At 68.0% G+C, this 13,116-nt stretch carries 12 protein-coding genes; 7 read left to right on the plus strand and 5 right to left on the minus strand.

The annotated features are described in order from the left end of the window. Window positions 1-8: 8 nt before the first annotated feature. On the minus strand, window positions 9-1,514 hold the full coding sequence (locus AB0M14_RS29215) for an aldehyde dehydrogenase family protein (RefSeq protein ID WP_365000346.1): 1,506 nt from the start codon (window positions 1,512-1,514) through the stop codon (window positions 9-11). After that, window positions 1,511-3,103: a GMC family oxidoreductase N-terminal domain-containing protein gene (locus AB0M14_RS29220; RefSeq protein WP_365000348.1), complete on the minus strand. Its 1,593-nt coding sequence runs from the start codon at window positions 3,101-3,103 to the stop codon at window positions 1,511-1,513. The genes AB0M14_RS29215 and AB0M14_RS29220 overlap by 4 nt, the downstream gene beginning before the upstream one ends. Window positions 3,104-3,262: 159 nt before the next feature. Here AB0M14_RS29220 and AB0M14_RS29225 point away from each other — a divergent pair, with 159 nt between their 5' ends. After that, window positions 3,263-4,315, plus strand: a complete 1,053-nt coding sequence (locus tag AB0M14_RS29225; RefSeq protein ID WP_365000350.1) for an AraC family transcriptional regulator — start codon at window positions 3,263-3,265, stop codon at window positions 4,313-4,315. Between the two features lie 132 nt (window positions 4,316-4,447). Here AB0M14_RS29225 and AB0M14_RS29230 read toward each other — a convergent pair whose 3' ends face one another. Then, window positions 4,448-6,478, minus strand: coding sequence for an alkyl sulfatase dimerization domain-containing protein (locus AB0M14_RS29230; RefSeq protein WP_365000351.1), 2,031 nt, complete (start codon window positions 6,476-6,478; stop codon window positions 4,448-4,450). Between the two features lie 198 nt (window positions 6,479-6,676). Here AB0M14_RS29230 and AB0M14_RS29235 point away from each other — a divergent pair, with 198 nt between their 5' ends. From AB0M14_RS29235 to AB0M14_RS29250, 4 genes are all read left to right on the plus strand, one after another. After that, on the plus strand, window positions 6,677-7,570 hold the full coding sequence (locus AB0M14_RS29235; RefSeq protein WP_365000352.1) for a metal-dependent hydrolase: 894 nt from the start codon (window positions 6,677-6,679) through the stop codon (window positions 7,568-7,570). 65 nt (window positions 7,571-7,635) lie between these two features. After that, complete coding sequence (locus AB0M14_RS29240) at window positions 7,636-8,619, plus strand: PDR/VanB family oxidoreductase (protein WP_365000516.1); 984 nt, start codon at window positions 7,636-7,638, stop codon at window positions 8,617-8,619. 25 nt (window positions 8,620-8,644) lie between these two features. After that, entirely contained in the window at window positions 8,645-10,129 is a 1,485-nt protein-coding gene (locus AB0M14_RS29245) for an NAD(P)/FAD-dependent oxidoreductase (RefSeq protein ID WP_365000354.1), read from the plus strand. Further along, on the plus strand, window positions 10,126-10,989 hold the full coding sequence (locus tag AB0M14_RS29250; protein WP_365000356.1) for a short-chain dehydrogenase/reductase: 864 nt from the start codon (window positions 10,126-10,128) through the stop codon (window positions 10,987-10,989). The genes AB0M14_RS29245 and AB0M14_RS29250 overlap by 4 nt, the downstream gene beginning before the upstream one ends. Window positions 10,990-10,993: 4 nt before the next feature. Here the strand turns inward: AB0M14_RS29250 and AB0M14_RS29255 are convergent, their stop codons facing one another. Next, complete coding sequence (locus AB0M14_RS29255; protein ID WP_365000358.1) at window positions 10,994-11,392, minus strand: PPOX class F420-dependent oxidoreductase; 399 nt, start codon at window positions 11,390-11,392, stop codon at window positions 10,994-10,996. A 51-nt stretch (window positions 11,393-11,443) separates the two neighbouring features. Between AB0M14_RS29255 and AB0M14_RS29260 the strand changes: the two genes are divergently transcribed. Next, entirely contained in the window at window positions 11,444-11,923 is a 480-nt protein-coding gene (locus tag AB0M14_RS29260) for a hypothetical protein (RefSeq protein WP_365000359.1), read from the plus strand. Window positions 11,924-11,936: 13 nt separating this feature from the next. Further along, entirely contained in the window at window positions 11,937-12,476 is a 540-nt protein-coding gene (locus AB0M14_RS29265; protein WP_365000361.1) for a TetR family transcriptional regulator, read from the plus strand. 19 nt (window positions 12,477-12,495) lie between these two features. Here the strand turns inward: AB0M14_RS29265 and AB0M14_RS29270 are convergent, their stop codons facing one another. Continuing rightward, window positions 12,496-13,113 carry a helix-turn-helix domain-containing protein gene (locus tag AB0M14_RS29270; RefSeq protein ID WP_365000363.1) on the minus strand — a complete coding sequence of 206 codons (618 nt, stop codon included), beginning with the start codon at window positions 13,111-13,113 and terminating at the stop codon, window positions 12,496-12,498. Window positions 13,114-13,116 lie beyond the last annotated feature (3 nt).

Genomic DNA, 13,116 nt, shown 5'->3' on the forward strand with positions numbered 1-13,116 from the left:
CGATAAAATCAGCCGTGCCGGAGCACGGTCAGCGTGGCGAGCAGCTTGTCGACCTTCGCGGTGCGGGCGAAGGAGGCCAAGGCCATCGGCGCCGGAAGGCGGCGGCGGGCAACCGATTTCGCGTAGGTGAATTCCTTGAGCCCGTCCGGGCCGTGGATGCGTCCGAAACCGGATTCGCCGACGCCACCGAAGGGCAGTTCCGGCAGCGCGGCGAACAGGTAGACCAGGTTCACCCCGGTCATGCCGGAGCGAATGCGGCGAGCCAGCTCCTCGCCGCGCCGCTTGGAGAACACCGCCGAGCCCAGGCCGTAGCGGGAGTTGTTGGCGCGCGCGATCGCCTCGTCCATATCGCGCACCTTGTTGACCGCCAGCGTCGGGCCGAACGTCTCCTCGGTCATCGCCAGCGAGTCCTCCGGCACGTCCACCAGCACCGTGGGCTGCACCAGTCGCTCGCCCACCGCGCCGGGGCCGCCGACCACGGCGCGCGCGCCCTTGTCCAGCGCGTCCTGGATGTGGCTCGCCACCACGCCCGGCTGCGACGGCATGGTCATCGGCCCGAGCTGCGCGTCCGGATCAGCGCCCGCCCGCAGGGTTTTCGTGAGCGCGGTGAGCTTGGCGAGGAACGGCTCGTACACCCGCTCGTGCACGTAGACCCGCTCGGTGCCGATGCAGGCCTGGCCCGCGTTGGACAATCCGCCCCACACCGCCGCCTCGGCCGCCGCGTCCAGGTCGGCGTCGGCGTCCACCAGCAGCACGTCCTTGCCGCCCGCCTCGATCAGCACCGGGGTCAGGGTGTCGGCGCAGGTGCGCATCACCTTCTTGCCGGTCTCGGTCGAACCGGTGAACGCGACCTTGTCCACGCCCGAACGGCACAGGGCCGCACCGGTTTCGCCGAGCCCGGTCACCAGTTGCAGCACCGGATGCTCGGGCACCACCTGAGCGAACGCGTCCACCAGCCACTTGCCGACGCCCGGGGTGTACTCGCTCGGCTTGAACACCACCGCGTTGCCGGCGGCCAGCGCGTAGGCGATCGATCCCATCGGAGTGAAGACGGGGAAGTTCCACGGCCCGATCACGCCGATCACGCCCAACGGCAGGTACTCCACCGAGGCGCCGAGATCCTTGGCCATGATTCCGGGGGTGATGTTCTTGCGGCCCAGGACCTTTCGCGCGTTGCCCGCGGCCCAGGCCAGGTGGTCGAGCATCATGATGATCTCGAGCTGGGCGTCGCCGGTGGGCTTGCCGGTCTCCGCGTGCGACAACTCCGCCAGCTGCGCCATCCGGCGGGCGATGACCCCGCGCCACTTCTTCAGCCGCTCCGCCCGCTCGTCGAAGCTCAGGCCCGCCCACCACTGGGCGGCTTCCCTTGCGCGAGCGACGGTTTCGTTCACCTGACCGGCGTCGAGAATCGGATGCGTGCCGACCACATCGCCGGTCGCGGGGTCGAGCGAATCGAAGGTTGCCACAGCTGTCGCAGTCACGGTCACTTCCTGGATGTCGTCGGTCCGCGTCATGCCCGCACGCCGCGAATCAGATCGGATGCCTTCTCGCCCACCATGATCGCGGGGGCATTGGTATTGCCGCGCGGGACCATCGGCATCACCGAGGCATCGGCGACGCGCAAGCCCTCGATGCCGCGCACCCGCAATTGCGGATCCACCACGGCGGTTTCGCCGACGCCCATCGAACAGGTGCCCACCGGGTGATACAGCGTCTGGGTCCAGGCCCGGATGTGGTCGGCCAGGTCGTCGTCGGTGACCCCCGAGACCCGATCCGGCAGGAACGGCCGAGCGAGGAAACGGGCGAACGGCTGCTCCCGCACGATCTCGAGCAACCGGCGCGCACCGGCGACCGACGCGGCCAGATCGACCGGGTCGCTGAAGTAGGCGGGGTCCAGCTCCGGCTTCCACGCCGGGTCCGCCGACCGCAGTCGCAGCCGGCCGCGGCTGGCCACGTTCACCAATGTCACACCCGCGGTGACCATCTGGGCCTTGGGCTCCTGGAAGCCGTTGTCGTAGAAGCCCGAGGGCGCGGTGATGATCTGGATATCCGGACCGGCCAGCCCGTCGCGGGAGGCGAAGAACGCACCGCCCTCGCCCACGTTCGAGGACAGCGGGCCGCGGCCCGCGAGTTTCCACTGCATGAGCCGGGCCGGGTTCGAGAAGTCGGCGAGGTCGGTGGTGTCCTTGCTGTACCAGAGGAACGGTGTGACCGGGTGATCGTGCAGGTTCTCCCCGACTCCGGGCAGATCGACGACCGGCTCGATGCCGTGCTCACGCAGGTGCGCTGCCGGTCCGATGCCCGAAAGCAGCAGCAGCTGAGGCGAATTGATGGCGCCGCCGGACAGCACCACCTCGTTCTCGGCGTAGGCGATGTGCTCCTCGCCGCGCCGGCGGTAGGCGACGCCCACGGCCCGGGTGCCCTCTAGCACCACGCGGGTGGCGAACGCGTTCGTGCGGACGGTCAGGTTGGGCCGCCGCATAGCCGGGCGCAGGTAGCCATCGGCGGTCGACCAGCGCCGGCCGTCCTTGCAGGTGACCTGGTAGCGGCCCGCGCCTTCCTGTTCGGCGCCGTTGAAATCGTCGTTGCGCTTCAGGCCGTGTGCGACCGCCGCTTCGATCCAGGCGTCGGTCGTCTCATGGGTGAACCGGCGATCCTCCACGTGCTGCGGCCCGTTGCTGCCGTGGAACGAATCGCCGAGCCGGGTATTGCCCTCGGCGCGAACGAAATACGGCAGCACGTCGGCGTAACCCCAGCCTTCAGCGCCGAAATCGTCACGCCAGCTGTCGTAGTCGGCCCGGTTGCCGCGGATGTAGATCATGGCGTTCATCGACGAACACCCGCCGAGGCCCTTCATCCGCGGCCAGAAGGCGCGGCGGTCCGCCATGTGCTTCTGTTCGGTGGTCTCGTAGTTCCAGTCCCACTTGGTCTTGAACAGGTTCGGGAACGCGGCCGGGATGTGGATCTCGTCGGCATCGTCCTCGCCGCCCGCCTCCAGCAGCAGCACCGATACCGAGGGATTCTCCGACAGTCGCGCCGCGACCACCGCGCCCGCGCTGCCGGCCCCGACGATCACGTAGTCGAAGCGGTTCTGCTCGCTCAAAACTCTCCTCGTATCTGGCCGTGGCGACTGCGCGCAGTTCGCCCGCAAAGGTCAGTGCGTGCACGTGACCGGGATCACGAAATGCTCTCCCGAAGGCTAAGGCCGATCAACTGGGGATTCCTAGATCCGCCAGGGCCGCTTTTTTGATATTTTTGGCCAGTGGGAATCGCAGGGGACGCCGGTGCGAAGGGGCGCACGAACGTGCTGATCGGCATGCGCGCGCCGACCAGCGCGCTGCTGGTCACGCGGCTGGCCGCCGAGCACGGCCTGACCGAGGCGGCCTGCCTGGCGGGCACCGGCCTCCAGGGCGCGGATCTGCGCAAGCCCGGCGCTTTGGTGACCGGCGCGCAGGAGATCGCGATCATCACCAACGTGCTGCGCGCCCTGCCCGACAGCCCGGGTCTCGGCTTGGCGGCCGGACTGCGCTACCACGCCACCGTGCACGGCATGTGGGGTTACGCGCTCATCGCCAGCCAATCCATCCGGGACGCGATCGACATCGGGCTGCGCTTCCTGGAACTGTCGTACTCCTTCTGCGACATCACCGCCGAGGAGACCAGCGACGAGATCGCGCTGGTGATCGAACCCCCTGCGACCGATCCCGCGGTAGCCCGATTCGTCGCCGAACGCGATATCAACGTCATCGCGACGCTGCTCCGCGATATCGCCGGGCCCGCACGACGGCTGAGCGCGGTCCGGCTCCCCTACGCCAAACCCGCCCCCGAAGCCGCGCGCCGCATCGACGAAGCACTCTCGTTCGCACCGCACTACGACTGCGCACACTATGCGACCGTCTTCGACAAGAGCACCGTCGACGACCCGCTCCCCCAGGCCGATCCCTACACCGCCGAACTGGCCACCCAGCAGTGCCGCGAACTCGCCGCCCAGCGCCGCGCCCTCACCGGCACCGCGGGCCGGGTCCGCGACCTGCTGTTCGGCCAACCGCGTGGGCCGATGAGCGAAGCCGAAGTCGCCGCCGCCCTGCATCTTTCGGGCCGGACGCTGCGCAGGCAGCTCACCGCCGAGGGCCACTCCTATCGCACCCTGCTCGACGAAGTGCGCTTCACCCTGGCCCGCGAACTCCTCACCGGCACCGACCTGCCGACCGCGGCCATCGCGGACCGCCTCGGCTACACCGAAGGCGCCAGCTTCACCCGCGCCTTCCAGCGCTGGTCAGGCACCACGCCCCTGCGCTGGCGCAAATCCCAGTAGCTGTCAGCTCCGTCGCCGCGATCCGAAGACCATCCGGAACTGGTGGCGGGGTCCACTCGGGCGATGCCGCCACCAATTCCGGACGATCATGAACTCCGCGTGGCGGCTACGGGGTGCGGCCGGCTGCCGACGTCACGGGGTGACGATGGCGAAGTTGGGGTCGGGCTTGTCGATCACCGCTTTGAGCTGGGTCAGTACGCCGGGGTTTCCGCTGACTTGCAATGCACCGGATTTCACCGCGGCAGTGGGGTCTTGGCCGCCCATGAGCAGGCCGATGAGTTCCGGGCGCGTCAGGGTGAAGGTGGCATCCGGAGCCGGGGCGCCGTCGTCGGGCGTGCGGTTCCAGTGCACCAGCACGCCGTTGCGGAGTTCGGCGCGGTGGGTGATGTTCTCGTCGGTGAAGATCCAGTCGGTGGTCAGGTGCAGGTCCCAGGCTTTGGGGCCGTTGATCTGCAGGGCCAGCGCATCGAAGACCTGCTCGACCGACAAACCGTCGAGCATGCTGGGTGACGGCGGGCTGGTCGGCGTGCCGAACTGCCCGTTGCGCAGTTCGTAGGCGCCGCTGAGATAGAAGTTGCGCCACGGGCCGGACTCCGCGCCGTAACCGAGTTGCTCGAAGGTACTGGCCTGCAACATCTTCGCCCGGTCATTGTTCGCGTCGGCGAAGATCACGTAGTTCAAAATCGTAGTGGCCCAGCGGTAGTCGCCGTCGTCGTAGGCGCGCTGCGCTTTGCGGAGCGCGTCCCGGGCCCCACCCATGGCCGCCACATGGCGTTTCGCGGACTCGACGGGTGGATGCTCCCACAGGTGCGCGGGGTTGCCGTCGAACCAGCCCATGTAGCGCTGATAGACCGCTTTGACGTTGTGACTGACGGTGCCGTAGTAGCCGTGCGTGTTCCATTGCTTCTCCAATGCCGGTGGCATCTGGAACATCTCGGCGATCTCCGAGCCGACATAGCCCTGGTTCAACAGTCGCAGCGTTTGGTCGTTGATGTAGCCGTACATGTCCCGCTGTGTCGACAGGAAATTCACGATGTTCGCGGTGTCCCAGGTCGGCCAGTGATGCGAGGCGAACGCGACGTCGGACTTCCCGGCGAACATGGTGATCGTCTCGGTGAGGTACTTCGCCCACACATGCGGGTCACGGACCAGCGCACCGCGCAGCGTGAGCACATTGTGCAAAGTGTGGGTGGCGTTCTCGGCGACGCACATCGCCCGGTGGTCCGGAAAGTAGAAGTTCATCTCGGCCGGCGCCTCGGTGCCAGGGGTCATCTGGAAGACGATCCGCACCCCGTCGAGCACCTCTTCCTGGCCGGTGGTGGCGATGTCCCGGGTGGGCGGGATCAGGGTGGTGACGCCGGTCGAGGTGGTCTGCCCGAGGCCCGCGCCGACCTGCCCTTTGACTCCGCGCGGCAGGGCGGCTCCGTACATGTAGGCCGAACGCCGGGCCATGGCGGTGCCGGCGTAGACGTTCTCCGACACCGCGTGGTCCATAAACCCGGTCGGCGCGAGCACCGGAACCTTGCCCGCCGCAACATCTTCCGGTGTGGTCACGCCGTACGAGCCGCCGAAGTGATCGACGTGGGAGTGGGTGTAGATCATGCCGCGCACCGGCCGGTCACCGCGATTGTCCCGATACAGTTTCAGACCGGCCGCGGCTGTCTCCTGCGAGATCATCGGATCGATCACGAGGATGCCGGTGTCGCTCTCGATGATCGTCATGTTCGACAGGTCCATGCCGCGGATTTGATAGATCCCCGGAACCACCTCGTACAGACCCTGTTTGACAATCAGTTGGGACTGCCGCCACAAGCTCGGGTTCACCGAGTTGGGACAGGTGCCCTGGATGAAGGAGTAGGAGTCGGAGTCCCACACCACTTTTCCGTTGGCGTCCTTGATGACGTCGGGTTCCAGCGCCGCGACGAAACCGCGGTCGGTGTCGGCGAAATCCCGGGTGTCGTCGAAGGGCAACGTCTTGGCCAGCTGCTGTTGCTGATCGACGATGTGACCGCTGGGGTCGACCGGATCTTTCGTCGAGTTCTGCGCGTCCGAGGTCGAATCGCAGCCGCTCGCCGTCGTCGCCACTCCGGTCGCCAGCAGTGCCGCCGCCCCGGCCCCGATTACCCCGCGCCGGGAAAAGACCCCGCCATTCATGCCGTCCATCGCTCGCACTCCCTGTCTCGAACCGGTCGAAGCCCTGACAAAGCCGCACTCATGGGAACTGGAATAAGCGCTGGTCATCCTATGTGCGCGAGGCGCTCGCCGCGGGGACGCCGCTCCGCGGCAGGACCGGATTGCCGGATTCGGCATCGATCGCACTGCAACATTGCCATACAGTTTGTTGCTCTGTACATTCGGGTTATGGCTGCGACCACCGGCGCGACGAGGCGCCCCTACAGCGACGAGGCGCACGCGATTCATGCTCGCGACGTCCACTTCGACTTCGAATCGGTGCCTATGCACTACATCCCGGGCGAGGTGCTCGCGACGCACATCGTCAATGTGATGCACCTGGTCCTGCCCGAGGGCGAACGCGCCATGGCCCAGTGCCTCGCCGAGGCCTTACCGCTCATCGACGACGAGCGGCTGCGCGAAGAGGTCCAGGGGTTCATCGGCCAGGAATCCATGCACGCCACCAGCCATGAGGGCGCCCGGCGGCACCTGGCCTCGATCGGGCTGAACGTCGATTCGTATGTCTCGACGATCGCCTGGCTGGTCGACCGGATTCTCGGCGACCACGGACTCACCGGCCGGGCCCGCCAGGCGTGGTTGCAGGAACGGCTCGGATTGTTCGCCGGGATGGAGCATTTCACGGCGGTGATCGGCGAATGGCTGCTCAACGCCGACATTCTGGAAGAGCGCGGCATGCATCCGGCGATGCTGGATCTGGTGCGCTGGCACGGCGCGGAGGAGGTCGAGCATCGCAGCGTGGTGTTCGACGCGTACATGCACGTGGACGGCGGCTACGCGCGCCGGGCACGCACCGCCGTCCTGGCGACGGCGACGCTGCTGCCGCTGTTCATCGTCTCGACGGCGTACCTCTACCGCAGCGATCCCACACCGGACAAGGGGCGCTACTGGGCGCTGCAATTCGTCAGCGCCACCCGGCGCGGCGTGATCCCCAGTTGGACCACGTTCTTCACCGAGATGCCCCGCTATCTGCGGCGCGGCTTCCACCCCTCGCAGCTGGGCCCGATGGACAAGGCGCTGCGTTACCTGGCGCACTCCCCCGCTGCCCGGGCGGCCGGTCACTGATGGAAACCGGAACGGCAGCAGAACCATTCGTGCCCTCGCGCAGCCTGCGCGCGCTGGGCACGGTGATGGACGCCTACAAACAGATCTTCGTCGCGGGTTCGGCCGCCCCGCTGCTTTCCCAGCCGGACCCACTGCGCCGCAAGGGTTTCGATCTGAACCTGGTGGTGGACCGGATCACCGCCGAAGCGGTCGACGTGCTGTCGTTCACGCTGCGCGCCGCCGACGGCGCAGCGCTGCCCGCATGGCGTCCGGGGGCGCATCTGGATGTGTTCCTGCCCTCGGGGACGCAGCGCCAGTACTCATTGTGCGGCGACCCGAACGACGTGTCCGGCTACCGGATCGCGGTGCGGCGCATCGCGAACGGTCAGGGCGGGTCGGTCGAGATGCATCGTCTGCGCGCCGGTGACGCACTGCGGGTGCGTGGTCCACGCAATGCCTTCACTTTCGTCGACGCGCCCTCCTATCTGTTCCTCGCGGGCGGTATCGGCATCACCCCGATCCTGCCGATGGTCAAGGCGGCCGGCCCGCGCGGTCACCTGATCTACCTCGGCCGATCACGCGCGACAATGCCGTTCCTGAACGAACTGCCCGGGGCGGAGATTCGCGCGGACGACGAAACCGGGATCCCGGATATAGCGGATTTGATCGCCCGCGCCGAACCCGGTGCGGCCGTGTATGTTTGCGGTCCCCCGCCCGTTGCCGCCGCCGCGGAGCGGACCATGTTCGCGGGCAACCCCACCGGATCGCTGCACACCGAACGCTTCTCCGCGCCGCCGGTGACCGACGGCCGGGAGTTCCGGATCCGGCTGGCGCGCACCGGTCAGACCGTGCGGGTCGGCGCCGGGGAAACCGCGCTGACGGCCATCCAGCGCGCGATCCCCGACGTCGTGTACTCCTGCCGTCAGGGCTTCTGCGGCACCTGCAAAACCCGCGTACTCGGCGGCGCCGTCGACCACCGCGACCGGACCCTGCCCGCGGCCGAACGCGACGACCACATGCTCACCTGCGTCTCCCGTGCGGCGGACGACGCGCTGGTCCTGGACCTGTAGCCCATCGAAAGAGACGAAAACGTCCATGGTGCAACGCTTTACCTCCACCAACAGCTCGGCCCCGCCGCCGCGCGTCGTGATCGTCGGCGCCGGCTTCGGCGGTATCGGCCTGGCGATCAAGCTGCGGCAGGCCGGATTCGACGATCTCGTCATCCTGGAGCGAGCCGGTGACCTCGGCGGGACCTGGCAGGCCAATACCTATCCCGGCTGCGCCTGCGATGTGCCGTCCCAGCTCTACAGCTACTCCTTCGCGCCGAACCCGGACTGGTCGCGCAAGTACGGCAGGCAGGCCGAGATCCTCGAGTACATTCGCGCGGTCGCGACGAAATACGATGTGCTGCAACATATCCAGTTCGACACCGAATTGCTGGCGGCACGGTGGGACGATGCCGCGGCGCGGTGGCGGATCGACACCTCCCAGGGCGAGCTCAGCGCGGATTTCCTGATCTCGGCGACCGGCCTGTTCGCGGAGGCGAAATACCCGTCGGTGCCCGGGCTGGAAACCTTCGAGGGGAAGACCTTCCACTCGCTGCACTGGGAGCACGACTACGACCTGACCGGCAAGCGGGTCGCGGTCATCGGGACCGGCGCGTCCGCGGTGCAGTTCGTCCCCGAAATCCAGCCCGAAGTAGCCGAACTCGTGTTGTTCCAGCGGTCCGCGCCGTGGATCGTGCCGCGCCTGGATCGCCGCACCTCCGGCCTGGAACGTCTGCTGCTGCGGCAGATCCCCGCGGTGGGCAAGGTGATTCGCGGCAGTTGGTTCACCGCCATCGAGGGCTTCGGCCTGGTCGGGTTCGTGGACAAGCGCTTCCGGCATCCCTATGAACTGCTCGGTCGATTACAGCTGCTGCGCCAGGTCCGGGACCCGCGACTGCGCCGGATCCTCACCCCCGACTACATGATCGGCTGCAAGCGCGCGATCTTCTCCGACTCCTACCTCCCCGCGCTCGACCAGCCCAATGTCGAGGTGGTGACCGACGGCATCAGTGCGGTGCGACCGCACTCGATCGTGCTGCGCGACGGTACCGAACGCGCGATCGACGCCATCATCTTCGGCACCGGATTCACCTCCACCCCCAGCGCGTTCGAGCGCTTCTTCGGCCGCGACGGCCGATCGATGGCTGAGCTCTACCGCGAACAGCCGCAGAGCTACCTCGGCGCCGCCCTCGCCGGATTCCCCAACTTCTTCTGCACGCTCGGCCCGTTCGGCGCCGCGGGCAATCAGTCGGCGATCTTCATGATCGAATCGCAGATCGCCTACATCGTGGACGCACTGTCCACCGTGCGGTCCCGCGGCGTGCGCCGCGTCGAGGTGCGACCGCGGGTCCAGCAAGAGTTTCTGCGAGAGATGGACCAGCGCAGCGCGTCCACGGTCTGGGTGACAGGCGGCTGCACCGGCTACTACCAGACCCCCGACGGCCGCAATGCCGGGCTCTACCCCAACTGGAGCTTCCAGTATCGGCAGCGCACGAGCCGATTCGATATCGATTCCTACGAGGTGACCGCATGATCGACATCGGGCCGTTACGCCGAATTGCCGTTCCCCGCTATGACATTCAGGGCAAGACGGTGCTGATCACCGGGGCGGGTCAGGGTATCGGCAGCGAACTCGCGTCAGTCCTCTACCGGCGCGGCGCCGCGCTCGCGCTGGTCGACATCGACGAAAGCCGCGCCCGCGCAGTCGCTTCCGATCTCGGCGACCGCGCGCTGGCGATCGCGGCCGACGTGACCGATCGCGCGGCGATGGCCGCGGCGACAGCCCGCACGGCCGAGCACTTCGGCCGCCTCGACGTCGTGGTCGCCAACGCCGGTGTGGTACCGAAACCGGCCACCCTGCGCACCATGGACGCGAAGAGCTTCGATCAGGTGCTGGGCGTGAACCTCACCGGCGTGTTCAACACGGTTCATCCCGCGCTGGACCACATCGTCAGCGCCCGTGGACATGTCGTCGTGGTCTCCTCCTGCGCCGCCTTCGCGCCGGGCATGGGCGGCTCGCCCTACATGATCAGCAAGGCCGGGGTCGAACAACTCGGCCGGGCCCTGCGCGTGGAACTCGCACCGCACCGCGCCACCGCGGGCATCTCCTATTTCGGCATCGTCGACACCGAGATGACCCATGCCACCCTCGATCGCGACGACCTCGGCCGCGCCATCGACGGCCTGCTGCCCTGGCCGTTGAGCGTGCGCATCACCGCGGCCGAAGCCGCCCGGGTCATCGCCGACGGCATCGGCCGCCGCGCCGCCCGCACCATCGCGCCCGCCGGATGGGAGCCCTACGCCCTGCTGCGGGGCATCGTCAATATCGCCCTGGATCATCGGCTGACCCGCGACCCCCGGGTCGCCCGGCTCATCCGCGTCTTGGAGAACTGACCGGTCAATCGTGTTCCTGGAGGCGGATCCGGATGCCCACCATGCGCTCGGATCCGCCACGAAACGCGCTGCCCAGCAACCCGATCCGGGCGACCAGCCCGTACTTGCGTTTCATCAGACCGGTGAAATGCGCGCTGGCCTCCGACGTCAGCAACTCCGCGAAGCCGGGTACCGGCGCGCCGAGGGGCTTGCCGCGCCAGTCGCAGCGAGCGACGGTGACGTGGCCGCTGTTGCGAATTCGCTTCACCTTCCCGGTGTCCGCCGCACTCCACACCGCCAAGGTCTGACCGTCGGGCATCACCCAGACCGGCGTGGAAACCGCCCTGCCGTCTCGTCGAAAGGTGGTGAGGAGCAGGTACTTCCCGGCCGCGAGTGCGGCCGGCGCGGGTTCGCTGTGCGTCATGCAAGAATACTAACCAGTTAGTTAGTTGCGTGTCGCTGAAGGGAATCCGCATTGGGACGATTCGTTTGGACCCTGCTCGCAGGGTTTGCCGTCGGCACTCCCGCCATCCCGCTCGGCCTGTCACTCTCCTTGCCCGTCCCGGCCACATTGGCAGCGGTGCTACTGGGCGCCGCCGGTTGTGTGGTTTTCGCGGTGTTCGCCATGGAACACGCGGTGCGGTACTGGCAATCCTGGCGTGCCCGCCGCAAACCGGTTCTCGCCCAGGCGGATTCGGTCGGCGTGCACGCCGATGCCCAGTTCGGCGGCGCCGCGAAGCGGGGCGCACGGCGCGTATTCGACCGATTCGGCGCGGCAGGTTTCGGCATAGTCGGACCCGCACTGCTCGGCACTTGGGGCTCGGCCCTGCTCGGCGGCGCGCTCGGCATCCCCCGCTGGCGGTTGATCGGCTGGCTGATGGCCGGAATTACCCTGTGGTGTGTCGTGCTGCTCGTCGTGTCGGACGCGGCCATCGCGATCTTCAGCGGCGGATGAGAGGGAACCGGACATGTCTCGAGCCGACGCCACCAAGGCCCGCATCTTGCAGGCCGCCACCGGCGAATTCGCCGCCTACGGCATCGCCGGCGCCCGGGTGGACCGAATCGCCAAGGCCGCCACGGCCAACAAGAACCTCATCTACATCTACTTCTGTAGCAAGGAGCAACTTTTCGACGCCGTCTTCGACACCCACGTCACCGCCGGCCTCAACGCGGTCGCCTTCACGCCCGGCGATCTGCCCGGGTATGCGGGGCGGCTCTTCGATTACACCCTGCGGCACCCCGAGGTCATCCGGTTGGCCGCCTGGCGCCGCCTGGAACGCGGCGACCCGGATCCGGCGGCAGTGACCGCGTCCGAGGCGAAGCTCGCCGCGCTCGCCGCGGTGCAGCGGGACACCGGCCTCGGCTCCGCGTTCTCGCCGGCCACGCTGCTGACCCTGGTGCTGAGCCTCGCGCTGGCGTGGAGCCCGAGCAACCTCGCTCCCGCCGGCGGCGACAGCGCCGACGACCGTCGCCGCGCGATCGTCGAGGCGGTACGCCGGCTGCAATGAGCTCGGCGGCTCGTGGCCACTACGAACCGGTGACGATCGGCAGCAGGTAGGTCCGCGCGAAATCGGCCATTGCCGAATCGGATTCGAATCGCACGGTGATGTCCGGGAGCAGGATGAAGGAGTGCACCACGCGGCAGGCGACCTCCATGCGCGTCATGACATCCGGAAGCTCGGGCAGTAGCCCGAGTTCGACGGCCTGCTGCATGGCGGCCGCCGCGGCCGCGACCGACACGGTGAACGCGGTCGCGCCCTCGGTGGTGAGGCTGGCGATCACCCGCTCCGGCTCCAGCGTCATCATGCGCTGCGCCAGCGCGTGCTGCCGCCAGCGCGACAGCACGGTGACGAACATGTCGGCCACCAGATCGGCGGCGTTGTCGTGCCGGCTGGGGAGTTTCGCCAGTTCCGCGAGCACCGCGCCGACTTCGCGGCTGACCACGGCCTGCACCAGATCGTCGCGGGAACCGACCCGGCGATAGACGGTCACCCGGTCGACTCCGGCGCGGCGCGCGACATCCTCGATGGTCGTCTTCTTGAAGCCCACCATTTCGAACTGGACCAGCGCCGCGTCCAGGATTCGCGACTCGATGCTGTCGTCGGCATCCTTCGGGGTCACAGGTGGTTTCGACGCGGCGGGCACCTG

The organism is Nocardia sp. NPDC051832 (genome assembly GCF_040681285.1).
Classification (GTDB): domain Bacteria; phylum Actinomycetota; class Actinomycetes; order Mycobacteriales; family Mycobacteriaceae; genus Nocardia.